At 68.1% G+C, this 23,857-nt stretch carries 21 protein-coding genes and 1 pseudogene; 10 read left to right on the forward strand and 12 right to left on the reverse strand.

The window, feature by feature from the left end; all coding sequences use genetic code 11:
* Positions 1-57: 57 nt before the first annotated feature.
* Together H1R19_RS04765 and H1R19_RS04770 are read left to right on the forward strand one after the other, a co-directional pair.
* Positions 58-615, forward strand: coding sequence for a low molecular weight protein-tyrosine-phosphatase (locus H1R19_RS04765; RefSeq protein WP_188329748.1), 558 nt, complete (start codon positions 58-60; stop codon positions 613-615).
* The gene (locus tag H1R19_RS04770) at positions 612-2,375 is read left to right on the forward strand and encodes a DUF4012 domain-containing protein (protein WP_219850693.1); all 1,764 of its coding nucleotides are present in this window, start codon (positions 612-614) and stop codon (positions 2,373-2,375) included. Before H1R19_RS04765 ends, H1R19_RS04770 begins: the two co-directional genes overlap by 4 nt.
* Positions 2,376-2,621: 246 nt before the next feature.
* Here the strand turns inward: H1R19_RS04770 and H1R19_RS04775 are convergent, their stop codons facing one another.
* Positions 2,622-3,602: a 1,4-dihydroxy-2-naphthoyl-CoA synthase gene (locus tag H1R19_RS04775; RefSeq protein ID WP_188329658.1), complete on the reverse strand. Its 981-nt coding sequence runs from the start codon at positions 3,600-3,602 to the stop codon at positions 2,622-2,624.
* Between the two features lie 200 nt (positions 3,603-3,802).
* On the opposite strand from H1R19_RS04775, the gene H1R19_RS04780 reads away from it, so the two are divergent.
* Complete coding sequence (locus tag H1R19_RS04780; RefSeq protein WP_188329659.1) at positions 3,803-4,045, forward strand: hypothetical protein; 243 nt, start codon at positions 3,803-3,805, stop codon at positions 4,043-4,045.
* Positions 4,046-4,143: 98 nt separating this feature from the next.
* Positions 4,144-4,794 carry a PaaI family thioesterase gene (locus H1R19_RS04785; protein WP_188329660.1) on the forward strand — a complete coding sequence of 217 codons (651 nt, stop codon included), beginning with the start codon at positions 4,144-4,146 and terminating at the stop codon, positions 4,792-4,794.
* 36 nt (positions 4,795-4,830) lie between these two features.
* Here H1R19_RS04785 and H1R19_RS04790 read toward each other — a convergent pair whose 3' ends face one another.
* Positions 4,831-6,963: an Rv1355c family protein gene (locus H1R19_RS04790; protein ID WP_219850694.1), complete on the reverse strand. Its 2,133-nt coding sequence runs from the start codon at positions 6,961-6,963 to the stop codon at positions 4,831-4,833.
* A 172-nt stretch (positions 6,964-7,135) separates the two neighbouring features.
* Between H1R19_RS04790 and H1R19_RS04795 the strand changes: the two genes are divergently transcribed.
* Entirely contained in the window at positions 7,136-7,897 is a 762-nt protein-coding gene (locus H1R19_RS04795) for a hypothetical protein (protein ID WP_188329662.1), read from the forward strand.
* Here the strand turns inward: H1R19_RS04795 and H1R19_RS04800 are convergent.
* On the reverse strand, positions 7,843-9,048 hold the full coding sequence (locus H1R19_RS04800) for a GGDEF domain-containing protein (RefSeq protein WP_219850695.1): 1,206 nt from the start codon (positions 9,046-9,048) through the stop codon (positions 7,843-7,845). The two genes, H1R19_RS04795 and H1R19_RS04800, sit on opposite strands and share 55 nt — an antisense overlap.
* 534 nt (positions 9,049-9,582) lie before the next feature.
* Here H1R19_RS04800 and H1R19_RS04805 point away from each other — a divergent pair.
* On the forward strand, positions 9,583-10,785 hold the full coding sequence (locus H1R19_RS04805) for an EAL domain-containing protein (protein ID WP_219850696.1): 1,203 nt from the start codon (positions 9,583-9,585) through the stop codon (positions 10,783-10,785).
* Between the two features lie 137 nt (positions 10,786-10,922).
* Here H1R19_RS04805 and H1R19_RS04810 read toward each other — a convergent pair whose 3' ends face one another.
* The 4 genes from H1R19_RS04810 to H1R19_RS04825 form a co-directional block, all read right to left on the reverse strand.
* Positions 10,923-11,369 (reverse strand): Hsp20/alpha crystallin family protein, encoded by a 447-nt coding sequence (locus H1R19_RS04810; RefSeq protein ID WP_188329665.1) that lies wholly within the window; start codon positions 11,367-11,369, stop codon positions 10,923-10,925.
* Between the two features lie 164 nt (positions 11,370-11,533).
* The gene (locus tag H1R19_RS04815) at positions 11,534-12,823 is read right to left on the reverse strand and encodes a saccharopine dehydrogenase family protein (RefSeq protein ID WP_188329666.1); all 1,290 of its coding nucleotides are present in this window, start codon (positions 12,821-12,823) and stop codon (positions 11,534-11,536) included.
* Between the two features lie 64 nt (positions 12,824-12,887).
* Positions 12,888-13,961 (reverse strand): AbrB family transcriptional regulator, encoded by a 1,074-nt coding sequence (locus H1R19_RS04820; protein ID WP_219850697.1) that lies wholly within the window; start codon positions 13,959-13,961, stop codon positions 12,888-12,890.
* A 64-nt stretch (positions 13,962-14,025) separates the two neighbouring features.
* On the reverse strand, positions 14,026-14,643 hold the full coding sequence (locus H1R19_RS04825; protein ID WP_219850698.1) for a class I SAM-dependent methyltransferase: 618 nt from the start codon (positions 14,641-14,643) through the stop codon (positions 14,026-14,028).
* Between the two features lie 62 nt (positions 14,644-14,705).
* Here H1R19_RS04825 and menD point away from each other — a divergent pair, with 62 nt between their 5' ends.
* Together menD and H1R19_RS04835 are read left to right on the forward strand one after the other, a co-directional pair.
* Positions 14,706-16,436, forward strand: a complete 1,731-nt coding sequence (menD, locus tag H1R19_RS04830; RefSeq protein ID WP_219850699.1) for a 2-succinyl-5-enolpyruvyl-6-hydroxy-3-cyclohexene-1-carboxylic-acid synthase — start codon at positions 14,706-14,708, stop codon at positions 16,434-16,436.
* 39 nt (positions 16,437-16,475) lie between these two features.
* On the forward strand, positions 16,476-17,036 hold the full coding sequence (locus tag H1R19_RS04835) for a hypothetical protein (protein WP_244970875.1): 561 nt from the start codon (positions 16,476-16,478) through the stop codon (positions 17,034-17,036).
* Here the strand turns inward: H1R19_RS04835 and H1R19_RS04840 are convergent.
* Entirely contained in the window at positions 17,023-17,643 is a 621-nt protein-coding gene (locus H1R19_RS04840) for a Type 1 glutamine amidotransferase-like domain-containing protein (protein WP_188329670.1), read from the reverse strand. The two genes, H1R19_RS04835 and H1R19_RS04840, sit on opposite strands and share 14 nt — an antisense overlap.
* 143 nt (positions 17,644-17,786) lie before the next feature.
* Here H1R19_RS04840 and H1R19_RS04845 point away from each other — a divergent pair, with 143 nt between their 5' ends.
* Positions 17,787-18,995 (forward strand): glycosyltransferase family 4 protein, encoded by a 1,209-nt coding sequence (locus H1R19_RS04845; RefSeq protein WP_219850700.1) that lies wholly within the window; start codon positions 17,787-17,789, stop codon positions 18,993-18,995.
* A 35-nt stretch (positions 18,996-19,030) separates the two neighbouring features.
* Positions 19,031-19,756 carry a demethylmenaquinone methyltransferase gene (locus H1R19_RS04850; protein ID WP_219850701.1) on the forward strand — a complete coding sequence of 242 codons (726 nt, stop codon included), beginning with the start codon at positions 19,031-19,033 and terminating at the stop codon, positions 19,754-19,756.
* A gap of 167 nt (positions 19,757-19,923) precedes the next feature.
* Here H1R19_RS04850 and H1R19_RS04855 read toward each other — a convergent pair.
* The 4 genes and pseudogenes from H1R19_RS04855 to H1R19_RS04870 all read right to left on the reverse strand — a co-directional run.
* Positions 19,924-20,144, reverse strand: a pseudogene (locus H1R19_RS04855) (integrase core domain-containing protein); the annotation flags it as partial.
* 83 nt (positions 20,145-20,227) lie between these two features.
* Positions 20,228-21,247: an oxygenase MpaB family protein gene (locus H1R19_RS04860; RefSeq protein WP_219850702.1), complete on the reverse strand. Its 1,020-nt coding sequence runs from the start codon at positions 21,245-21,247 to the stop codon at positions 20,228-20,230.
* Between the two features lie 193 nt (positions 21,248-21,440).
* A complete protein-coding gene (locus H1R19_RS04865) occupies positions 21,441-22,298 on the reverse strand; it encodes an aspartate/glutamate racemase family protein (protein ID WP_219850703.1) in 858 nt (285 codons plus the stop codon).
* Complete coding sequence (locus H1R19_RS04870) at positions 22,295-23,818, reverse strand: cytosine permease (protein ID WP_188329675.1); 1,524 nt, start codon at positions 23,816-23,818, stop codon at positions 22,295-22,297. The genes H1R19_RS04865 and H1R19_RS04870 overlap by 4 nt, the downstream gene beginning before the upstream one ends.
* Between the last annotated feature and the right edge of the window lie 39 nt (positions 23,819-23,857).

Genomic DNA, 23,857 nt, shown 5'->3' on the forward strand with positions numbered 1-23,857 from the left:
TCGTCTGGACAGGGATCGTCCGGACAGGGGTCGTCCCCGGACGAACCGGCCCGGCAGATGTCGATCCTGTTCGTCTGTACCGGCAACATCTGCCGCTCGCCGATCGGTGAGCGTGTCCTGGACGCCCTGGCGACCAGGGCGGGCGTGCCGGTCTCGTCGACCAGTGCGGGTGTCGGCGCGCTCAACGGAGCGCCGATCCATCCGCACTCCGCCGCAGTGCTCACCGAAAACGGCTACAACGCAGAAGGATTCGAGGCCCGATACCTGCGCCCTCCCATGCTGGGCGATGCCGACCTGGTGTTGTGCATGAGCCGGGAACACCGTGCCGCCGTTCAGCAGATGGCGCCGGTCCGGTGGAAGCGGGTGTTCACCCTCACCGAGTTCGCGGCGCTCACCGACATCGGTTCGCTGACGGAGATCATCGCCGGCCGCGGACGCATCGATCCCAACTCCGGCCTGCTCGACATCGTCGATCCGATGGGTCGCCCGCGTGAGGACTTCGACCGCGTGTTCGCCGAGATCGAACCCAAGGTGGAAACGGTCACCGGATGGCTTGCGGGGCAGGTCCATGCGTCCGGTCCCGCCGGTGAGCGGTCGACGGGGGAGAGCCGATGATCCGCCGTATGGTGAGCAACCGCGCCGTACAGATCCTCGCGGTGGTGGTCGTACTCGCAGCCGCCGCGGTGGCCTGGCTCGCGTATTCGGCGCTGAAGGTGAAGGGCGACCTGGAATCGGTGCGCACCGACGCCGGTCAGGCCAGGACGCTGATGCTCGACGGCGACCAGGCCGGCGCCCGGGCCGCGGCGGAATCGGCGGCCGCGCGGGCGGAGGACGCCTCGGAGAGGTCGCACGGCTTGCTCTGGTCGGCCGTCGCCGCGGTTCCCGCGCTCGGATCGCCGCTGAAGTCGGTGCAGCAGATGAGCGATGCGGTCGAGTCGCTGTCGGCCGACGTCCTGGTTCCGGCGGCCGACCTCGCGTCGGTCCTCGACCCCGATCAGCTGCGGACCGGTAACACGGTGAACCTCGAGCTGCTCCGCGACGCCCAGCCGGCCCTGCAGTCGGTGGCCGAGAAGTCGGCCGCCGTCGCCGAACAGGTGTCCTCGATCAACCCGAGCTGGCTCGGTGTGGTTGCCGATGCCAAGACCCAGTTGGCCGACCAGGTCGACGCCGCGGACTCGACCGTCCAGGCGACCAACATCGCCGCACAGCTGGTCCCGTCGATGCTGGGATCGACCGGGCCGAGAAACTACTTCATGGCGTTCCAGACCCCCTCGGAAGCACGCGGAACCGGCGGTCTCGTAGGCGGATTCGCGGTGCTCAGAGCGGCAGACGGCCGCGTGACCATACCGGAACTGGGTGCGAACTCGGAGTTCCGCGATCCGGCGACACCGACGATCAACCTGGGTCCGGAGTACGACGCGATCTACTCGTACTACAAGCCCTACACCGACTTCCGCAACGGAAACCTCAGCGCCGACTTCACCGACGCCGCACAGATCTGGATCGCCAACTGGAGGGCGCAGACCGGCCAGCGGCTCGACGGCGCGATCGCGCTCGACCCGATCGCGCTGAAGTATGTCCTCGAGGTCGTCGGGACGGTGACGCTGCCCGACGGTGAGAAGATCACCGCCGACAACGTCGTACCCATCACGCTGTCCACCGCGTATCAGCGATACGCCACGGACAACGAGGCGCGAAAAGACTACTTGCAGAACATCTCGGGAGCCGTGGTGAAGAAGCTCATCACGTCCGGGGGCAGCACGCGCAAGCTGCTCGAGGCGCTCGGGCGCGGCGTGCACGAGCGACGGATCATGGTCTACAGCACGACCGGCGAGGAACAGAAGATCCTCGAGACCACCAATCTGGGCCATCAGATCTCCGACACCACCTCGCCCTACCTGCAGGTCGCGATCGGCAACGCCTCGGGCACCAAACTCGACTACTACCTACGACGCGACATCAGTTACACGTCCGGGCCGTGCACGGGCGACACGCGCGAATCGACGATCACGGTCAAGCTCACCAACACCCTCGACACCACCGACCTCACCGACTATGTCGCCGGAGGGCTGGGCACCGACCTGTCGGTGAACAAGGGCACCAACCTCGCGAACGTCGAGTTCCTGACGACCAAGGGCGCCGTGCTCAAGGAGATGACACTCGGCGAGGGTGGTGCCTTCTACGTCGAGCAGACACTGCACGACCGGCCGTATTACTCCACGCGCGTGGGAATCCCACCGGGACAGACCGTGACGATCACGCTGAAGATCGACGAGCCGACCACTGCGAAGGGTGAGGCCGAGGTGCCCATCCAGCCGCTGGTCGACGACCCGACAGTCAAGGTCGATGTGCCGGCGTGCGGAGCCGAGGACTAGCCGTCGGAGGGGTCGGCGATTCCCGGGGATCTCCGTGAAATCGCATCCATCTCAGCGGATTCCGAGGGCAGATTGCCCTTCGGTGGTGCTGAGGCGGACGCGATTTCCGCGTCGGTTCAGGCGAGGCGGCGCGGCGACGGTTTGCGGCGATCGGCACTCGAGCCAACGCGCAGCGGGTGCGATGCTGTTGTCCCGCGGGTGATCTCGATGCTTCTCGACCGGTAGTGCTCGACCGGTGGTGAGAGTTCAGTAGTAGTACGGGTAGTCGTCCCACCGCGGATCGCGCTTCTCCAGGAACGCATCTCGCCCTTCGACGGCCTCATCGGTCATGTAGGCCAGGCGGGTGGCCTCACCGGCGAACACCTGCTGGCCCATGAGCCCGTCGTCGGTGAGGTTGAAGGCGAACTTCAGCATGCGCTGTGCCGTCGGCGACTTGCCGTTGATCTTCCGCGCCCACTCGATGGCGGTCGTCTCCAGATCTGCGTGCGGCGCAACGCGGTTGACCGCGCCCATGCGGTGCATGGTGTCGGCGTCATAGGCCTCACCGAGGAAGAAGATCTCGCGGGCGAACTTCTGGCCGACCTGCTTGGCGAGGTAGGCGCTGCCGTAACCGGCGTCGAACGAACCCACGTCGGCGTCGGTCTGCTTGAACCGGGCGTGTTCGGCCGAGGCGAGGGTGAGGTCGCACACCACATGCAGCGAATGGCCGCCGCCGGCCGCCCAGCCGTTGACCACCGCGATGACGACCTTGGGCATCGTGCGGATGAGGCGCTGGACCTCCAGGATGTGCAGGCGCCCGCCCTCGGCCTTCACCCGTGCGGCGTCGACGGTGTCGGCACCCGCGCCGGCGACGTCGGAATCATGGCTGGTGGCGTACTGGTAGCCGGAACGGCCGCGGATGCGCTGGTCGCCGCCGCTGCAGAACGCCCACCCGCCGTCCTTGGGGCTCGGTCCGTTGCCGGTGAGCAGGATGGTGCCCACATCGGGGCTGCGGCGAGCGTGGTCGAGGACTCGGTACAGCTCGTCGACGGTGTGCGGCCGGAACGCGTTGCGGACCTCGGGCCGGTCGAAGGCGATCCGCACGATGCCGTACTCGCGGCCCTGGCCCGCGTGGCGGTGATAGGTGATGTCGGTGAGGTCGGCGAATCCCGGCACGTCGACCCACTGCGACGGATCGAACGGCTGCGGCTGGTCAGCGGTGGTCTCGGTGTCGGGCGTCGCACTCATGCGCTCAGCCTAATCGCGGGCCGGTGCGAACCGACGGTCGGGCGATGGGGTGCACGGGCGGAGCCGCAAGGCCGCGCGAATGCGCATTTGGTCACGATGACGGCACGAATTGGGCGCAGATCACTGCCGATTCGCCGTTGAGCTGCCGAACTTACCTCGAACATCACCAGAATCTCAGTTTTGGGTGGTTAGCTGTCCTCATGGCTGTATGGGGGTGGATTCTGGTCATCGGGGGTGGCTGGTGCGTGTTGTCGGTGGTGATCGCCGTCGTTATCGGGCGAGCGGTCAAGATCCGTGACGAGAAGGAGCGCGGGCCGCGCGGGGTTCCGGACTATGTCCCGGATTCGACGCGACGCCTGGCCCGCGGTGCGGTGTGTGTGGACCTCGCCGATCACCGGCGGGCCGATGGCGCGAACGACGACACGCACCGAAGTGGGGCCTGACCGGACCCAGGAGCCGCCATGCCACCTGCCGGCGGCGGACCGGCCCCGCGGGGCTCCCTCGCCACTGGCTGATCCCGGGCTTCTTATACGGTTGCCGGGTGAGTGATGCAAACGATCGCGCTGTCGAGACCGTCGAAGAAGACCCCCACGAAGGTGGCTTCCGGGCGCACACGGCGATCACCACCGAGCGCGGTGGCCCGAGGTACGGCGAGTTCAGCGAGCAGGTCCGGTTGCTCATGGACAACGCGCGCTACGCCTGCCCCGACGATTCGGAGGTGGCCGAACTCATCGACCATCTGACCGCCGTCAACGAGCGGCTCGCGAAGGCCCGGATCGACGAATGGCAGTCGCCCGCGGGTACGCGCATCGACCTCCCGTCACGCGGCAACATCACGCTGCCGCCGTATGAGGTGACCGAGGTGACCGACGCCGGTGTCGTCGCCGAGCTGACGTTCCGCGACTTCCACCTCGGCGGCAACAACGCCGCCCACGGCGGGCACGTCGCGGTCGCCTTCGACGACGTCGGTGGATTCGCCTCGGCCGTTGCGGTGCAGCACGTCAGCCGTACCGCCTACCTCAACGTGCAGTACCGCTCGATCACCCCGCTGAACAAGCCGCTGCGCATCAGCGCCTGGGCGGAGAAGGTCGACGGCCGCAAGGTGTTCATCAAGGGCACCCTGCACGACGGCGACCGGCTCTGCGCCGAGATGGACGCGCTGTTCATCAAGCTCAACCCCGGCCAGGCCTAGAGGTCTGGGAGTCCCGCGGTCCGGCAACACACCTCCTCAGAAGGTGATGCGCCGGCTCACATCCACGGGAACACTCGTCCGCGACAGGCGCAGCACGATCGTCGGCGCCTCGTCGTCGCCGAGCGGCCAGAGCTCACCGGTCTCGCGACGCAGTCCGGCGAGTTCGTCGCCGCGATTGCTCGACAGCGTGCGGGCGGTCTCGTCGTCGAGGGCGTAGAGGAACGTCGGCGTCATCGGGTGGACGGCGTAACCGAGCCGTTCGGCGGTCACCCAGAGCTGTTCGGCAACGAGACCGGCCCGTAGGTAGTCGGCGGGTGCCGTCCCACGCTGGGCGAGGAGCAGGATCGCCGACGACGACGAGACCCGCTTGGCGGCGTCCGCGCCGAGCGCTTCGCCGCCACCCCACTCGTCGAGCAACGCCATCACGTCGGCCCGGCGCAGTACGTCGAGCATGCCGGCCATCGCCGGGGGCAGATCGAGCGAGGCGACGGCGATGCCTTCCGGTGCGGCCGGATCGGTGGTCAGCTCCTGGAACATCTCGCGGTGCAGCTCGGGGGTCAGGAACCGCGCACGGTCCGAGCGGGAGATGATCGATGCGTAACGCGCGATCTCGTCGCGATCGGTGAGAGCCAACAGCCGGGTGGTGTCGGTGCCGGCGACGTCCTGCAGGCTCGCGAGTTCGACGGCCGACGGCTGCGACGCGTCGCCGTTGCCGCGTCGCGTACTCCGCGCGAGCAGAGCACCGAGCTCCGCCTCGGCCTCGGGGGAGCGGGTCCCGGTCCCGATCCCCTTGAGCAGGACTTTCCCGGCGAGCGAAGTCTCGTCGCCGGAGATCTCGACGTCGTCGAGGACACCGCGGCTCGCTGCGGCGACCCGCGCGTTGAACAGGGCGGCACCCACGGCGACCGCCGAGGCCCGATGACCGACGTCGAGCGTCGAGGTCCGGGCGGGGTCGAGGGTGATCGTCACCGCGTCGTCGTCGGCGGTGATCCGCCACGGTTGCTGGTTGCCCGCCGACGGTGCCCGGGTCGCGGCATGGACGATGAGTTCACGGTCGGTCATCTCCGCGATCGCGTTCTCCGGCGTGGGCACGACGACGGTGCCGGTGGCCGCGTCGTCCGCGGAGGTGCCGGTCGTCCCGGAGGTACTCGCCGCGACGAACGGATCCTCGAGGCCGTCGAGCCAGCGGTCACGGTCGAAGCGCACTCGGCCCGAGGGCAACGGCCTGCCCTGCACCAGTCGCCGGACCGCAGCGGCGACCGTCGCACCGCCGAGCAGGACATCGCCTGCAAGCTGTGGCCACGCGGTGACCGTGTGGTCGAGTTCGATGGCCGAGGCTGCCATCGCCGCGGTCACCTTGGCCGGTTCCAGCACTTTCACCGCGAGGGGGGTGAGCTGTGCGCGGCTGAGGCCGACGAGGTCCTCGACGGAGAGATCACCGGCGAGGCCGTGGAAGAGGGGTCGCTGGGGTTCCAGATCGAATCTCTCGACGTCGAGGGTTCCGCCGTCGCTCGTTTCCATCAGAACCGGGATACCCAGAGATCGGCACTTCTCGCGGACCATAACCTTGACATCGAACGAATCGCATTCTTCGACAACGAGATCGAGTCCGGTGAGGAACTGATCGATGTTCTCGGTTGTAATGCCATCCGGAAAGACCGCGGTGGTCAGATAGGGATCGATTTCTGCAATCCGCCTGGAGGCGACCACGGCTTTGTTGGAATCGATATCCATCAGCGTCGCTGGAATTCGATTCATATTTGTCAGTTCGAGATCATCGAAATCGGCGAGGCGCAATTCGCCGGCGAGACCTTCGAGTGCGAGGGTGAGAGATATCGCGTGGCCTACACTCAGCCCGACGACACCGATCCGTAGGTTACCGGCGGCTTCGAGCTGGGTACACGTGATCTTGTGTCGGTTGCGGTCAAGTCGGAGTCGACGGAAAGCGAGCGGTCCGGGGATCTTCACGACGGTCTTGCGCCACGGGAAGTGCACAAACCGGGGCGGCTCGTCGCGCAGCGTGGCCTCGACCGCCGGGAGCAGCTCGTCGAGCGCCCGAGACGTTTGCGGCGTGATGTCGGACACAATCACGGTCGGATCGTCGGTGAGCAGAGCCGGGAGTTCGGCCTGCGGGTAGACGGTTGCAGCAGTTGCCGGCGAGGTGTGCATACAAGCATGGTGGCGCACCCGATTGCGCGGTGCCAACACGGCAATGCACCGGATCTACATAAGAAAGTGCGCTTGAGGCAGTGCACAAATGTGTCAATGTGGCAGCATTACACGCGGGGTCAGGGGAGATCTCGTCTCTAAATTTCCTATTTCCGGAAGGCAGAATACTGCGATGAATACGATCACCACTACCGACGATGTGGTCCGCACCGGCACGCTGCGATCGGTCGCACCAGAGACCGGCACCGCGTATTCGGTGGTGGCCGCGAGCCCGCGCCGCGAGCCGGATCTGTGGCACGAGTACCTCTCGGGAGCCGACGCCTCCTACCACCGGCACGGATGCGCCGCCGCGCTCGAGTACGACGAGGTCGTCACCGGAGTGGGCACCGCGCTGTTCTACGCCGTCCTCGACCAGACCGGCAAAGTTGTCGGTGGCCTGCGGGTACAGCCCCGTTTCGACGCTGCGGCACAGTCGCACGCGCTGGTCGAGTGGGCCGGTCAGCCGGGTCAGGTCCAGCTGGTCAACGCGATCGAAGAGCGGCTCGCGGGTGGCATCGTCGAGGTCAAGACGGCGTGGGTGGACGAACGTTCACCGATCGCCGCCACCGTCGCCGGGCAGCTCTCGCGGCTGGGCCTGGTGATCATGGAGATGGCGGGCGTCGACCACATGATGGCGACCGCGGCCGATCACGTGCTCCGGCGCTGGCAGTCCGGCGGCGGACGCGTCGACGAGTCGGTGTCCCCGACCCCGTTCCCGGACGAGCGGTACCGTACTCGGCTCATGTGGTGGGACCGTGCCCGCCTGACCGAGCACACCTCGCCCGAGACGTGGCGCCGGATGCGCGACGAGGCCGACGCGCTGCAGTCCGATGCGAAGACTCACCGGCCGCTGGTGCGGGTCTCGATCTCGACGAAGTCGGCCGGACGCCGATAGAAGACCTCGTACAGGCTTGCCGACGGTGGTGACGCCGTCCGCTCGGCATCGGCCGCGTGGGCACTGGGGGCGCCGTCGTTCCACATGACGGCGTCGACCGAGGTGATCACCGTGGTGTCGCGGCCCTTTTCTTTGGCTTGGTACACGCACTCGTCGGCGCTGCCGAGCAGGTTGCCGATCACGTCGTCGGTGGAGTAGGCGATGTCGAGAGGTGTGCCCACCGGGTGGTCCCTGGCGGCGAGCAGCGGCGCGCAGACACCGCCGACGCTCACGGTGACCGGGGCCGCCGCCGCGACCGCGGCGCGGAGTCGTTCGGCACAGAGCCACAGTTCGTCCTCGTCGTGCACGACGTGGAACATCAGGAATTCCTCGCCGCCGTAGCGGCACACCTCGGAACCGACCGGGGCGTGTTCGCGGATCGCCGCCGATGCGCTGAGCAGCACGCCGTCGCCGGCGAGGTGGCCGTACTGGTCGTTGATCTTCTTGAAGTGGTCGACGTCGAGGAGCAGGATGCCGATCCGGCCGGTGGACGAACGGGCCGCCGACAGCAGCTGGGAGGCGCGGATCAGGAATCCGCGGCGGTTCAGCAGTCCGGTCAACGGGTCGATACCGACCAGCCGCGTCTGCTGGTCGAGCACCGCCTCCATGGACTTGCGCAGGGCGACGACGAGGAACACGGGCACGACGATGAGTCCCGCCATCGAACCGAAGCTGATCAGGAACTCCGGACCGGTGCCGGTGGTGAAACCCAGGACTATCGCGCTGCAGACCACCGCGAGAGTCAGGTGGGACAGGATCATCTTGTGCGTCGCGGAGATCGCGCCGATGGCGGGGACGACGGCCACGATCGCCAGGACCAGGGCCGACGAGCGCGGGGACGCGAGGATCATCGAGGTGCCGCCGATGCCGATGATCCCGAGACCGCCCAGGAGAGCGAATTCGACGTCGGAGAGCCGGGCCCGGATCGTGGTGACGACGAATACGACGGCGATGAACGACCAGATGATGAGCAGAACCGGCATGCCGCCCGGATAAAGGGTGTCCGGCGCCAGCAGACTGATGACCGGGAGCGGCAGCACTCCGCCGGTGCTGATCAGCGTGGCCATCGACCGCGCGTCGTAACGGCGGAGCACCCTCCTGATCAAGCCCATGTATCGGAACCGCTTTCCGTCGGCGGCCGACGGGTCAGCCGCGAGGTTGTCGAACTGTCGAATTTCTGCAGCTGAGTTGTCATAGGTGAAATCGAAGGCTTTGGAAACCAACCTACTCCCAGGCAATGGATGTACCTTACCAGCAGTTTTGTGGCCCACCAGGGAATCGTTAGCCGTGCTGTCATCACCGAAATGAAACTGTGTTCCGCAACTAATCGGGGATAAGGGAGAAGTTGTCGTTCGCGTCGCGAGTTAATCGATTCTCCGGGGTGTCGCGCAGGTCCCGGCTCGTCACGACGGGTTAAACCAACAAACAACGCAGACGTCGCGGCGACTTCAGGTATTGGTGCGTTTACGGCAAACCGCCACGCCGCATCACTAATGTGAGAACGGTCATATCGGTCACTGCGGCGCTGAGCCTTGCCGACTGTTCTGCGACCGAAATGTGCCGGTTCCGGGTACAGTGCCCCCGGGGGATTGACTGCGGCGTTCGATGTTCGCCGCCCGGGGGGATCGGACGCAGCGCGTGAAGAAGTGTTGAGGCTTGGCACGTCGGTGATCGCGGTGTCCGTCGACCCCTACCACCGCGCGGCCGTCGCCTACGGACAGGACGAGTCGGTGGCGATAGCCGATCTGTTCGTCGAGCAGGTGCTCAAGCCCATCAGTCCGCGTGCGGAATTCCGCCGCCGCTCGGACCTGCAGTGGCTGATCTACCTTCCTCCCGCCGACGGGGACGACGACGCGCGCGGCCGAAACGCCCTCATCGATGCGGCCCGTACAAAGCTGGGCGCGCACACGGTCAGCGCCGGCGACCGCAGCTGGTTCCTCGACGTCTGCATGGGCGTCGCGGTCGGGGACGACCTGGCCGGCACCGAGAACGACGATGATCTCATCCGCCACGCCGACGCGGCACTGTGCATGGCTCTCGACCAGCGGGTCGCGGTCGTCTTCGCCCGGCCGAACATGCGGCGCAGAATCCGTGCCGAAGTGGATCTCGCCGGATGGCTCACCCGGTCGGTGGAACGTGACTTCTCGGTCTTCTATCAACCCATCGTCGCCGTGGAGGACCGCCGCGTCGTCGGCTACGAGTCGCTCCTGCGGTGGCACACCGAGTCCGGCGTTCTCGCGCCCGATTCGTTTCTCGCTGTCGCCGAAGGGATCTCGCTCCTCGCGCCGATCGGCCGGCACGCGATCGGGGAGGCCATCCGCGATCTCGCCGGTGGTATCACCCAGGCGAGCGGGCCCGACACCTTCGTCTCGATCAATCTCTCGGGTCAGCAGTTGTGGGACAACGGCATCGTGGCCTATGTGGGTGGCCTGATCGCCGAGCACGACCTCGATCCGTCACGCGTGTGGGTGGAGGTCCGAGAAGATCAGGCGATCCGTGTCGACTCCTCGGCCGCCCGCGCCATCGACTCGCTTCACGACCTCGGATGCACGATCTGCATCGACGACCTGGGTGCGGGCTTCTCCGCCCTGCGCTATGTGCGGGACCTGCCCGTGGATGTGCTCAAGGTCGACCGGACCCTCATCGCGCAGCTCGGGGACAGCGCATCCGATCGCGCCGTCGTCCGCGCGATCGGCGAGATGGCCGCCGCGACCGGGGTGCGGATGGTGGCCGAGGGCATCGAGTCCGAGGACATGGTCCCGATGCTCGAGGAGTTCGGGTTCGACTATGCCCAGGGCTACCTGTTCGGCCGTCCCGAGCCGCTCGAGGAACTGTTCGGCACACAGTAGAGGGGCGGCCCGCTCGCCGTCCGGCGAGCCGACCGCCCCGGCTCGGATCAGTGTTCTGTGTTCAGGTTGTGTCGTGAATCGATGGCGCCTCCCGATGGATCAGAGAAACAAAAACCCCTGGTCGATGAGGTCCGGCGTTACGTGACCGTCCCGGTCTCGATGGCCTGCGGCCTGCTGGAGCTCTCCACCTCGATGCGACGCGGCTTGGCCTTCTCGGCCAACGGGATCGTCACGGTGAGCACGCCGTTGTCGTAGCGGGCGGAGATGCGGGAACTGTCGATGGAGTCGCCGAGCGTGAGCTGCCTGCGGTAGGTGCCGGAGAATCGTTCGCTCGTCAGCCACTGGACACCCTCGTCGGACGGGGTGCTCCGCTGTGCGGACAACGTGAGAACTCCGTTGTCGACGCTGACGTCGATCGAGCCCGGGTCTGCCCCGGGGAGATCGGCGACGAGCATGTAGTGATCGGCGACCTTGTAGAGGTCAAGTGGCATGAATCGGGGCGTACGCGCGGTTCCGGCCGCTGAACCGGTCATCATGCCTCGGGTCCAGGCATCCATGTCGGAAAAGGGATCGAAACGAAGCACAGCACTTCACCTCCTGTGTCACAAGGCTGCTCGCCACCCGTTTGACGAGCAGTTCATCGCTGTACTGACAACGAAGATAGCACCGGTTCCGACACTCGTCTAGCACTCACGGCAAGAGAGTGCCAGTTTTTTTCGACGCTTTCGGCAGGGGTGCCCCGAGGGGCCTAATCGGTGAGTTCGGTTGCCTCGATGGTGAATCCGGCGTTGCGGAGGCGATCGATGAGTGCGTCGCCCATCGCCACGGCGGTCGTCAGGACGCCGACGCGGTCGGGCAATCGGTCGCGGTCGAGCGCGAGGGCGAGCGCGGATTCGGCGAGCATCACCGCGGTGGCCTTGTAGCCGGGGTCGCCCTGGGCCCGCATCCGGGCCCGGTAGCGCCGGCCGGTGGTGGTCCGGGTGAAGGTGTCGACGACGAAGTAGCCACTCTCCCTGGCCTTTTCGCTCGGACCGTCGCCGGGCTTGGGGAGCAGCCGGTCGAGGATGCGTCGAGTGGGTCCGAAGCTCATCGCGCCCATGAACGCGCCGGTGCCGACCGCCACCGCGCCGGCCGCGAGGGTCGACACCGCCGGGATGCCGCCGACGCTCATGGTCTCGGCGTAGTGGAAGTTCTTGCCGTAAGCGTTGTCCAGCAACGCATTCGAGCGTCGCACGATCCGGGTGTTGTGCGCGGCCATGAAGAACGGGGCCAGCGTGCCCCGCAGCGACGGGTCGACCTTCTTCGCGTTGATGATGGACAGGTCGCTCGGCTCGTCGGACAGACTGACGCGGGGGACGTCGCCGGGACCGCTGGACAGGGCCTGCGGATTGAGCATGAGGCGTCGTGCGGGGGCGTTTCTGGCCTCCTCGGCGATGACGCGCATCGAGTCGATCGTGCCGCCGGAGATGCCGCCGCGCATCGACGCCACCACCAGCGTGGTGTCGGTCATCTCGCCGGCGGCGTCGGCGTCGACCTTCCTGTGCAGCGCGTAGGTCGTGATGTCGGAGGGCACCGAGTCGAAACCGCAGGAGTGCACGATGCGGGCGCCCGACGCCGTCGCGACGTCGTGGGCCTTGTCGATGGAGTACCGCACGAAGGGGACCTCGCCGGTGAGGTCGACGTAATCGGTGCCCGCGGTGGCGGCGGCGATCAGCAGTGCCTCGCCGTATTTGAGGTAGGGACCGACCGTGGTGCAGACGACCCGGGTGCGCGCGACCATCGCGTCGAGCGCCGCCGGCGAGTTCGCGTCCGCGATGACCAGTGGCCAGTCGTGGGCACGCAGCGGCAGAGCCTCGCGGGTCTGCCTCAGCTTGGCCTCGTTGCGCCCCGCCAGCGCGATCTTGGTGCCGATGGGTGCGTGATCGGCCAGGTACCGCGCGGTGAGTGCGCCGACGAAGCCGCTGGCGCCGTAGACGACGACGTCGAACTCGCGGCCGTGGGAGGTGGATGTGGTCTCGGTGGTCGATTCCCCGCTCATCTTCCCGACCTTACGTGGGACGCCGGTCACAGGTACCCGCCGAGTCGGTCACCGCCGTTGCCGATCAGGCGCGCCGGGCGGCGAACCGGGCCGCGAAGGGTGCGACGAACAGCATGAGCAGCACTCGCAGTATCTGGGCGGCGACGACGAAGGCGACGTTGCCGCCGGCGCCCGTGGCCGCGGCGAGGACCGCGTAGATGCCGCCCGGGGTGGTCGCGAGGTAGCAGTCGAACATCGACTCGCCGGTCCACACGGAGAGCGCGACGCCCAGCAGCGCGCAGCCGGCCCCGATGGCGAGGATGAGGACCAGTGCGTAGGGAAGGATGCGGCCGATCGCACGCAACCGCTCCATCGTGAACCCGAGTCCGGCCTGCCAGCCGATGACCGCATAGGCGACGGTGAGGAGTGCGGCCGACACCTCGGCGTCGCCGGCGACGCCGGTGAGCTCGGCGACCGTGGCCAGGGCGAGCGGGCCGAGCAGACCCGCCGCGGGCAGGTGCAGGAACCGGCCCAGAGGTATGCCGACGCCGAGACATGTCGCCAGCAGCAGCAGGCCCCAGGCCTGGTCGGTCCACGACGCCGGTCCGTCCCCGACCGCACCGCCCTGCTCGCCGAACACGAGGGTGGCGACCAGCGGGATGGTGATGGTGACCAGCGCGACGCGCAGGTACTGCACGACCGCGACGATCCGCTCGTCGCCGCCGAACTCGCGGGTGAGCGCGACGAGCCCGGACGCGCCGCCGGCGACCAGCGCGAGCGACCCGGTCAGCGGGTCGACGTCGCGGTGCAAACCGAGCAGCGCCCCGCATGCGACGGAGATGGCCAGGGTGGCCACACCGATCACGAGCACCGGGAACCACGATGTCCCCAGTCCGCTCACGGTCTGCGGGTCGGCCATCGTCCCGATGTACACGCCCAGCACGCCCTGCGAGGCCACGAACGCCCAGCGCGGGACGATCGGCGGGTCGTCGGTGTCCTCGCTCTGGGAGCTGCCGGGTGCCCGGGGCGCGCGCCCGGCGATGGCCAACGCTCCGGCGATGACGAGGCCGGCGAACAGGGCGGCGGCGTCGACGTCGAAGGTCTCGAGCACGAGCGTCGCGGCGGCGGTGAGAACGGCCAGCAGGATCCAACGACGCATCGTGTACACAGTAAGACGCCGGTCCCGCGTGCGCTGGGGCAGGGCCGTGCGGCGGTCGCGGATCTCAGGCGGGTTGCGCTGTCCCCAGGCTCAGTGCGCCAAAGGGTTTCGGGACTCCCGGCTGGTAGAAGGCGTCGACGGCGCCGACTGCGAAGCCGGCGTCGGCGAGCTCGGCCCGCACGTCCCGCGTGAGGTGACAGCCCCCGGCGACACGCTTCTGGATCGGTTCGAGGCGGCCCTGCCAGCGTCGGACGCTCGCGTCGGGCGCACGGCCGTGTTCGAGGAACGCCAGCGTGCCGCCCGGACGGAGCACGCGTCGCAGTTCGGCCAGCGCGGCCGACGCGTCGAGGATGGTGCACAGCGTGAACGTGGTGAGGGCAGCGTCGAAGGACTCGTCGTCGAACGGCAGTTTCTGGCCGTCGAGGCCTGCTCTCTCGATGGGCACCGTGGAGGTGGCGACGCGGTCGGTGGCCATCGACCAGCCGACGTCGGACGGTTCGACCGCGGCGACCTCGGTGAGCGCCGGCGGGTAGACGCCCACGTTGAGGCCCGAACCGAATCCGATCTCGATCATCCGGCCGGACAGGGGTGCGCACGCCTGTTTCCGCAGCGGGGTCAGCGCTGCCATCCCGCAGGTGGCCTCGATCAGGTGCGGCAGGACTCGGTCGTCGTAAAAGCCCACGTGGCGAGGGTAACGCCGCTCCCCGGCGCAGGGCCGGGACTTCGAGTCCCTAACCTTGTGGAATGAATCGAACGGCCCACGGTTCCGGACCGAATCCGTCGACCCCGAATCCGTCGACCCCGAATCCGTCGACACTGCAGGCGCGGGTGATCGTCGACGAGATGATCCGGTGCGGGGTGGACGAGGCGGTGCTGTGTCCCGGGTCGCGTAACGCGCCGCTGGCATTCGCTCTGCACGCCGCGGATGTGGCGGGCCGGTTGCGGTTGCACGTGCGCATCGACGAGAGGTCGGCGGGCTATCTGGCGCTGGGCCTGGCGGTGTCGTCGGGCCGTCCGGTGCCGATCGTGATGACCAGCGGCACCGCGGTCGCGAACATGGGGCCTGCGGTGTTCGAGGCGAACTATGCGCGCGTGCCGCTCGTGGTGGTCAGCGCCAACCGTCCGTACGAGCTGCTCGGCTCGGGCGCCAACCAGACCGTCGAACAGTTCGGCATCTTCGGCACCCAGGTGCGCGCGGCGATCAGCCTCGGCCTCGCCGAACAGGACCTCGACACCAACAGCCAGTGGCGTTCGGCCGTGGGCCGGGTGCTGGCAGCTGCCCGCGGCGCGCGCACCGGCAACGCCGGACCGGTGCAGTTCGACATCCCGTTGCGGGAACCGCTGGTTCCCGACCCGGAGGACATCGCCGACCCGGCCTCGCCGACCGCCCTCGGGGCGTTCGCCGGACGACCCGGCGGGTTGCCGTGGACGCAGGCACCCGTCGGCAGACTCGACGTCCCGCTGCCCATCGACCTGTCGCTGGACACCGTCGTGGTGTCGGGTCACGGGTCCGGTGTGCATCCCGGACTGGCCGGGGTGCCGACCGTCGCCGAGCCGACCGCTCCGCGCGCGGTGACCCCGCTTCATCCGCTGGCGCTCGGTTCGGTGCGACCGCAGCAGGCCATCATCTGTGGCCGGCCGACGCTGCACCGCGGGGTGTCACGGCTGCTGGCCGATCCGGAGGTGCGGGTGTACGCCCTGACCACGGGTCCGCGCTGGCCGGATGTCTCCGGCAACGTCTACGCCACCGGCACCCGCATCGAGGTCGTCGGACAACCGCGCGAGGAGTGGCTCAAGGAGTGCGCGGCGGTACAGGAGCGCGTGTCGTTCGCGGTGACCGCCGAGCTCGACGAGCCGGGACCGACCACCGGACTGCACGTGGCCCGGGCCGTCAGCGACGCGATGGCCCCCGGTGACCAGCTGGTCGTCGGGGCGAGCAACCCGATCCGCGACGTCGCGCTGGCGGGACGCGTCGCCGACGGGGTGCGGGTGCTGTCCAACCGCGGTGTCGCCGGGATCGACGGCACCAATTCGACGGCCATCGGCGCCGCGCTGGCACTGGACCGCGACAACCCGTCGGGTCGCACCATCGCGCTGATGGGCGACCTGACCTTTGTGCACGACGCGACCGGCCTGGTCATCGGGCCCGGCGAGCCGCGTCCGTCGTCGTTGCGGATCGTCGTCGCCAACGACGACGGCGGTGGGATCTTCGGGCTGCTCGAGCAGGGCGATCCGCGCTACAACTCCGGTCAGTATGCGGGCGCCTACGAGCGGGTGTTCGGCACACCGCACCGCACCGACATCGCGTCGATGTGCGCCGGCTTCCACATCCCGCATCGTCGGGTCGGCGTCGACGAGCTGGCCGCGGTGCTGGGCGAGGAGCCGGCCGCCGGGGGTATCGAGGTGGTAGAGGTCGCGACCGACCGCGAGAGGTTGCGGACGGTGCACGCGTCGATCGCCGCTCGCCTGCGGTAGGCGGGTGCCGCCGATGGCGTGCCCGCTACGCTGAACGGCATGAATCCGGTGATCCAGCGACGCGTGCAGCTCGGGCTGCTCGTCGTCGGGGTGACGATCACCTTCATGGCGCTGACCCTCATCGCGGGCTGCTTCAAGAACGATTCCTCGATCGAGGAGAGCAAGGCGACCGTGATGGCCGAGGTCGTCTCTGTCGACAGTCTCCACGCCGCGGTGAACTTCCAGACGCCCGACGGGTCGTTCCACAGTCCCAAGTTCGGTCTGCTGTACCCCACCGAGCTCAGCGAGGGACAGCGGATCAGCGTCGACTACGCGGTGTACAACCCCGACCTCGCGCGACCGACCGGCCGGACCGCCGTGCTGTCGATCATCCCGGCGCTGTCGGTGATGGTCGGGGCGTGGGTGGTGATCGGGCTGCTGATGGTCGGGGTCGCCGAGGCCAGCAGGCGGTGGACCCGCCGGGACGGAACCGCCGGGGCCGACGAGGAGACTTCCGGGGACGTGGACATCAAGGCCGTGGACACCAAGGCCGAGGACACCAAGGCCGTGGACACCAAGGCCGAGGACACCAGCCGGGACGAGACCGTCAGCCCGAGATGACCGTGCGGGTCTCGCCCGAGACCACCAGCGCCTCGTCGTCGCGCAGGAAGTGCAGCGGGTGCTCGGCCGCGAACCGCTCCCGGGTCGCGTCCACCGGACCTCGTCCGCCGACCGTGCCCTCCGCATGCGGTACGACGATGACGTCGACCAGACCCAGCCCCAGCGTCGAGGCCAGCGGTGCGGCCTCTCCCGGGTTGTCCAGCAGCGACAGTGGTGCGATGTCCGGTCCGGTGATCGCGGCCCCCGCGCTGACACCGATGTAGGGGAGGCCGGCACGGACGGCGTCGACGAGCGGACGGTCGGCGCCCGCGAGACGCAGTGCGCCGAGCAGGTGGAACACATTGCCGCCCGCGACGAAGACGGCGTCGATCTCGCCGAGTGTGCGTGTGAACGCCGCCGCGGAGACGAGTTCGGGGTCGAGCTCGCAGACCACGAAGCCCTGGTCGCGAAGGGTCGCGCGTTCCAGATCGAGCCAGGCCTGGTCGGGATAGATCGACGACGCCGTCGGCAGGTAGCCGATGCGTCCGCCCGCGCCGGTGCGGGTGCGCAGGAACTCCGGGACGGGCGTGAGCCAGCGGCTCAGCAGGAGCAGGTCGGGGGCGGGCACGCATCCACTGTGCACGGTGAGCGCGGTGCGCGGTACCGCCGATCGGCGCCGGGTGGGCCGGCCCACAACGAATTCACCACGAGTTCGACGCCCCGACACGTCGATCGTGCGAGCAGGTCACGCGGCGTCGCGACCATGTGGACATGCGCGTCGCGATCGTCGCCGAGAGCTTCCTGCCCCAGATGAACGGGGTGGTCAACTCCGTCCTGCGGGTCGTCGACCACCTGGAGTCCACCGGTCACACGGCCGTCGTGATCGCACCCGACACGCCGCGGGGTGCGCCCGGCGGGCGGGGGCAACTCGGGCGGGGCCAGGTCGAACGGCGGCAGGTCGGGCGGCGCACGCCGGTGCACCTGTTGCCCGCGGTCAAGGTTCCGCGGGTCACGTCGTTGCCGGTCGGCGTGCCCGCACCCGTGCTGTACCGCACGCTGCGTGACTTCGGGCCGGACGTCGTGCACCTGGCCTCACCGTTCGTCGTCGGCGCCGCCGGCGCACTCGCCGGCCGCGCCCTGGGGGTACCGGTGGTGGCGGTGTTCCAGACCGACGTCGCAGGCTTCGCCGCGGCGTATCGCCTCGGCGCGGTCGAGAAGATGGCGTGGCGGTACACGCGCAGGCTGCACGAGATGTGCGACCTCACCCTCGCGCCGTCGACGGCCGCGATGGAGGTCCTGGCCTCGCATGGCGTGCCGCGGCTGCGGCGGTGGGGACGCGGCGTCGACGTCGGGCTGTTCTCGCCGGACAAGCGGGACGACGCGATGCGCGCGCGCTGGCTGGCCGACGCCGGCGAACTCGACCCCGGCGCGCCGCGCGACCGGCTCGTGGTCGGGTTCGTCGGACGGCTGGCACCGGAGAAACACGTCGAACGGCTGTCCGGGCTGATGGGCGACCCGCGGGTTCGTGTGGTCATCGTCGGGGACGGTCCGGAGCGGCCACGGCTCGAACGACTGCTGCACGGTGCGGTGTTCACCGGCGAACTGCGCGGCGAGGCACTGGCACGTGCCTACGCGAGCTTCGACGTGTTCGTGCACGCGGGCGAGCACGAGACCTTCTGCCAGACGATCCAGGAGGCGATGGCAAGCGGACTGCCGGTCGTCGGACCCGATGCGGGCGGACCGCGTGACCTGGTGTCGCCGTTCCGGACCGGCTATCTGCTCGAGGTGTCCGGTTTCGCCGAGAAGCTGCCCGGGATCGTCGAATCCCTGCTGGACGAGTCCGTGCGCGCCGCATTCGGCCGGGCCGCTGTCGCGGCGGTGCGGTCACGGACGTGGTCGTCGGTCTGCGCGGAGCTGGTGGGGCACTACACCTCGGTGACCGGCGCGGATGTCGCGACCGGGGTGGGCCGACCTGCCTGAGCGTTCCGGCCGCGGTGCGCGGTAGCGTGAGCGGCATGGCATCGACGGGCGCGACACCATCGGAACGAGCGAGTCTGGCGGAACGAGCGAGTCTGGACAAGGATCCGGCCGAGGTTGCGGCCATGTTCGACGGCGTGGCCCGTCGCTACGACCTCACCAACACGGTGCTGTCGTTCGGGCAGGATCGCGGGTGGCGCAAGAAGACCCGCAAGGCCCTCGAACTGCGGCCCGGCGACATCGTCCTCGACCTGGCCGCAGGCACCGCCGTCTCCACAGTCGAGCTCGCCTCCTCCGGTGCGCACTGTGTCGCCGCCGACTTCTCGCTCGGCATGCTCAAGGCAGGCGCGCACCGTGATGTGCCGAAGGTCGCGGCCGACGCGTTGGCGTTGCCCTTCGCCGACAACTCCTTCGACGCGGCGACCATCTCCTTCGGCCTGCGCAACGTCAACGACGTGACCAAGGCCCTGGCCGAGTTGCGACGCGTACTCAAACCCGGTGGGCGACTGGTGATCTGCGAGTTCTCGACGCCGACCCTCAAGCCGTTCCGCACCGTGTACATGGAGTACCTGATGAAGGCGCTGCCCGCGGTCGCGACCAAGGTGTCGAGCAGCCCGGCGGCGTATGTCTATCTGGCCGAGTCGATCCGGGCGTGGCCCGACCAGTTCGCGCTCGGCGACCTGATCCGCGAGGCGGGCTTCGAGCACGTGCGCTGGCAGAACATGACCGGAGGGGTCGCGGCCATCCATTCCGCGCGGGCCTGATTCCGGCCTCGTCGCCGGCTGCTCCCTGAGGTGCGAACGAAGAGCCACGCAGAAGTCGCGTCGGGTGGGCGGCAGCGGCCCGAGCCGACGAAAATTCCGTCCCCGTGAGCGCCATCCGAGGGCATATTGCCCTTGGATGTCCCTGAGGTGGACGAAGTTCTCGGTCGTTAGGTGTGATGTCCAGGGAGGTTGGTCAGCCTGGTGATCGGGGGCTGGCCTCCGATGGCGGAGTGGGCTCGGTGGTGATTGTAGAAGTGCAACCAGCCGGGTAGTTCGTTTCGGCGTTCAGCCTCAGAGTGATAGTGGCGGGCGTAGGCCCACCCGTCAGCGAGGGTGCGGTGGAACCGTTCGACTTTGCCGTGGTCTGCGGCCGGTAGGGGCGGGGTCGCGGCGACATCAACTCGCTCCCTGAGGTGCGAGCGAAAGCTGCCTTTTGTTCCCTGAGGTGCGAGCGAAGCGAGCCTCGAAGGGTCAGGAACCAGCGGCCTGCTGTACTTCCTCGGCGAGGAGGTCATGCGGCACCGGGCAGCCGGTGGATTGTGGTGCAGTGCTGGGTTTTTCGCTCTTCGGAGCCGGGCAGCCCGGGCCGAAGGTGCCGAGCTCGTCGAGCCGGAAACCGTTGGGGTAGCTGCGGATCTGCTTGGTCTGGCGGCCGAAGAGCGGTTCGGTCCGCGGGGGGAAGAATAGCCGGATCGCGAGTCCGCGGGCCTTGAGGCCACCGCGCACCAGGATGCGTTCGACCGCGGTCGGCTTGGGGTACCGGAAGGCGTTGAGTAGCCGATCGTCCATGAGCGCGAACGACATCCGTCGCACCACGGGCCGGGGCAACAGCTTGTAGGGCATGAAGGTGCCCAGTAGATCCAGGGTGGAATCGGCGACCGCGAGGGCGTCGGGGCTGAAGGCGAAGTTGGCCGTCTCGTAGTCCTCGTAGAACTGCTTGAACTCGTCGTAGGTCTCCGGGATGTCCTTGAGGCCCATGAGTTGACCCAGCCGGCGGTAGTAGTTGGTGAGGCCCAGGATCTCGTGATTGGTGAGCTTGCGCCACTCGTAGGCGTTGACCCATTCGACCGGGCAGACCACGAATGTGGCCAGCACGTAGAGGAAGTCGCTGTTGGGGATGTCGTACATGCCGTGCATCTGGTTGATGCGCCGGATGCCCGCGCGCCCGGCCGGGCTGTCGACGCCGTGCTCGAGTGGGGCGTCGAGCAGGAGGACGGTGTCGTCGTAGCGCTTCTGCGTCGATTCGGTGAACTGGCTCGTCCTGTACAGCAGGTCACCGACCGACGGCACCGCGTAGGTGCGGAAGAGTGCGAAACTCAGCGCCTGCGTGATACCCCAGGGGAACTCCCGGGTGGCCAGTGCGCGGGCGACGGCGCTCGGGTCGGCGACCGCATCCATGTGGTCGATCTCGCCGCGGAGGTGATAGCGCTTGGCCACCCGGTTCTGGACGGCGTGCTTGGCTCGCGTGGCGAGGGTGGATGCGGTGGACATCGCGGCGTCTCCTGGGTCGACGGGTGGCCTGATTCTTGCACACTGTGGCGGGCGCCACATTTTGTTGAAACGATACCGAGACGATGTCTCTTCGGGTGCGGCCGGGTGTGTCGAGACGTTGCAGGTTTGCCGACCGGTGGCGTCGGTGGGGCGTCTCCTCCCACGGTCACGCTGGAGTCCTGAGGGGTCCCGGCTAGTCGGTGACGCCGGTCTTGTCGTCGTATCTCCGGCGCTGGCTCGTTCCGGAGATGGCGGCCGACCCCTCGGCCCCGACGGGGTTGCCGGGCAGCAGTCTGATCATCGCGTCGTCGAGCACCCCGGGTGCAGGGAAGGCGCGACGGCTGTGGGTCACCCCGAGCGACACCATGTCGACGGCCAGTCGCACCGACCACGGACCCGGATCGACGACCGGCACGGTCAACCGCTCACGCAGGACGGGGACGGCCTGATGCATCGTCGTGCTCGCGAGCACGACGGTGTCCGCACCGTCCTCGGCGACCGCTCGTTCGGCGAGAGCGCACAGGGCGTCGATGACCTCGGGTTTGTCGGTGAGGAGCCGTTCCACATCGGGAGCATCGTCGGACAGGGACCGGGTCGACGCCAGCGCGTGGGTCATGCCGTAGGTGACGGCGTTGCGCCGGCAGTTGTGCGCCCAGCGATCGAAGGTGCTGATGATCGAGAACTTCCGGCCCAGCATCGTCGCCACGTGCATGGCGACCTCGCCGGGTCCGACCACCGGGATGTCGAGGCGAGAGCGCAAGACGGCCAGGCCGGAGTCGGAGGCGGTGTCGATGCACACCGCGTCGTATCCCTCGTCCTGTGCGGTCAGCCCGGCCTCGATGACGCCCCACTCGATCAGGAAGTTGTCATAGGCGCTGTCGGCGAGGCTCCCGCCCCCGCGCACCGGCACGTAGGTGACGGTGACGTTCTCACCGAGCATCTCCGGTGAGAGCTGGTGTGCCCGTCTGCGGACGGCATCCGCCGGGAGCGGGAACGGCACGATCACCTTGATCGCGATGCCGTCCCCGCCCCGGCTCGAGGAGGAGGTCACCAGATGGCGCCTTCGGCGAGTTCCTCGCCCTTGGTTCCGCTGGGTTCCATGCCGCGGCGCAGGACGCCGTCGGTGTTGCGATTGATCCACGACGCGATCGCGGCGTAGGCGACGAAGGCAACAGCCACCGAGATGAACCAGCTGTACAGGTACAGGTCGGACACCGACGGGATCAGCTTCAGCGCCAGCACGCCGGCGGTGGTCGCGACCAGCACGCCTACGGCCACCGGATTGAAACCGTTGAAGAAGCGATAGCGTCCGTGTACCTGGTACAGCTCGTCGACGTCGAGGCGACCACGGCGGATGACGATGTCGGCGACCATGATGCCGGTGGCCGGTCCGAGGAACGTGCCCAGGTTGGCCAGCAGGTCATAGAAGCTTGCCGCGTCACGCATCCAATACCACGGGCAGTACAGGAAGGCGCCGACGATGGCTGTCACTGCAGCGGTCTTGAAGGTGAACACCTTCGGGAACAGGTTGACCAGATCGTAGGCCGGAGACACGAGGTTCGCCGGGATGTTGACCGAGATGGTGGCGATGGTCAGCAGGATCGCGCCGACGATCGTGACCCAAGGGATTCCGATGGCCGTCAGCACGGCACCCGGATCCCACAGCGCCTCACCGTACTTCGCTTGCGTCCCGGACACGACGATCGCGGACATGGCGTAGTAGACGAAGGTGCCGACCGGGAGGCCGATCAGGGTTCCGATGGTCTGTGACTTGTTCGACTTCGCGAAGCGGGCGAGGTCCGGGTAGTTCAGGATCATCGTGATGAAGCCGGAGTTCATGAATGTCGCCACCGCCGGGATGAGGCCGTAGGCGACGAAGGCCGGCACGGTGTCGTGGGTGGCGTCGGAGGTGTCGAACACCGGACCCAGTCCGTTGCCGGCGTCGATCGCCCACCCGACGAGGACGGCCATGACCACCAGCACGAGCGGACCCGCCCAGACCTCGAAGCGGCGGACCGTCTCCATGCCGTGGTGGATGACGATGAAGTTGATCGACCAGAAGATCAGGATCGACAGCCACATGTTGGAGCTGAGACCCATGAACTCGCCACTCATGTCGCGCCACCAAGCGAAGACCTGGCTGAACAGTGCATTGAGGACAGACGCGCCGAGATAGTTCTGGATACCGAACCAGAAGACCGCGGTGATGCCGCGCAGGATGGCCGGGATGTTGCTGCCCCAGATGCCGAATGCCGAACGGGCCCAGACGGGGAACGGGATGCCGAAGCGACTGCCGATCCGTCCGGTCACCACCAGCAGGCAGACCTGCATGAGGCAGGCGATGAGCACCGAGACGAGGGCTTGGACCGCGGTGAGGCCGGTTCCCATGAGGCTGCCGATGACGGCGAAGCCGAAGATGTTGTGCACCATGCCGAGCCACAGCGCCGTGTAACTCCACGCGCCCCAGGTGCGTTTTCCGGTGGGGACCGGTGCGAGGTCGTCGTTCTTGAGTTGGGTGGGCCCGCCGGGCGGCGGGTCCACGGCCTCCCGAGGGGGGTCGATGATGGCCATGGGGGTCCTTTCGGGCAGTTGGAATCCGTGGAAATAGGT

The organism is Gordonia jinghuaiqii, assembly GCF_014041935.1.
In the GTDB taxonomy this organism is placed as follows: domain Bacteria; phylum Actinomycetota; class Actinomycetes; order Mycobacteriales; family Mycobacteriaceae; genus Gordonia; species Gordonia jinghuaiqii.

Coding starts and splice junctions, on each gene's coding strand:
- H1R19_RS04765 (WP_188329748.1), top strand. CDS start 58: ATGTCGATCCTGTTCGTCTGTACCGGCAACATCTGCCGCTCGCCGATC.
- H1R19_RS04770 (WP_219850693.1), top strand. CDS start 612: ATGATCCGCCGTATGGTGAGCAACCGCGCCGTACAGATCCTCGCGGTG.
- H1R19_RS04775 (WP_188329658.1), bottom strand. CDS start 3,602: ATGAGTGCGACGCCCGACACCGAGACCACCGCTGACCAGCCGCAGCCG.
- H1R19_RS04780 (WP_188329659.1), top strand. CDS start 3,803: ATGGCTGTATGGGGGTGGATTCTGGTCATCGGGGGTGGCTGGTGCGTG.
- H1R19_RS04790 (WP_219850694.1), bottom strand. CDS start 6,963: ATGCACACCTCGCCGGCAACTGCTGCAACCGTCTACCCGCAGGCCGAA.
- H1R19_RS04795 (WP_188329662.1), top strand. CDS start 7,136: ATGAATACGATCACCACTACCGACGATGTGGTCCGCACCGGCACGCTG.
- H1R19_RS04800 (WP_219850695.1), bottom strand. CDS start 9,048: ATGGGCTTGATCAGGAGGGTGCTCCGCCGTTACGACGCGCGGTCGATG.
- H1R19_RS04815 (WP_188329666.1), bottom strand. CDS start 12,823: ATGAGCGGGGAATCGACCACCGAGACCACATCCACCTCCCACGGCCGC.
- H1R19_RS04820 (WP_219850697.1), bottom strand. CDS start 13,961: ATGCGTCGTTGGATCCTGCTGGCCGTTCTCACCGCCGCCGCGACGCTC.
- menD (WP_219850699.1), top strand. CDS start 14,706: ATGAATCGAACGGCCCACGGTTCCGGACCGAATCCGTCGACCCCGAAT.
- H1R19_RS04835 (WP_244970875.1), top strand. CDS start 16,476: ATGAATCCGGTGATCCAGCGACGCGTGCAGCTCGGGCTGCTCGTCGTC.
- H1R19_RS04845 (WP_219850700.1), top strand. CDS start 17,787: ATGCGCGTCGCGATCGTCGCCGAGAGCTTCCTGCCCCAGATGAACGGG.
- H1R19_RS04850 (WP_219850701.1), top strand. CDS start 19,031: ATGGCATCGACGGGCGCGACACCATCGGAACGAGCGAGTCTGGCGGAA.
- H1R19_RS04860 (WP_219850702.1), bottom strand. CDS start 21,247: ATGTCCACCGCATCCACCCTCGCCACGCGAGCCAAGCACGCCGTCCAG.
- H1R19_RS04870 (WP_188329675.1), bottom strand. CDS start 23,818: ATGGCCATCATCGACCCCCCTCGGGAGGCCGTGGACCCGCCGCCCGGC.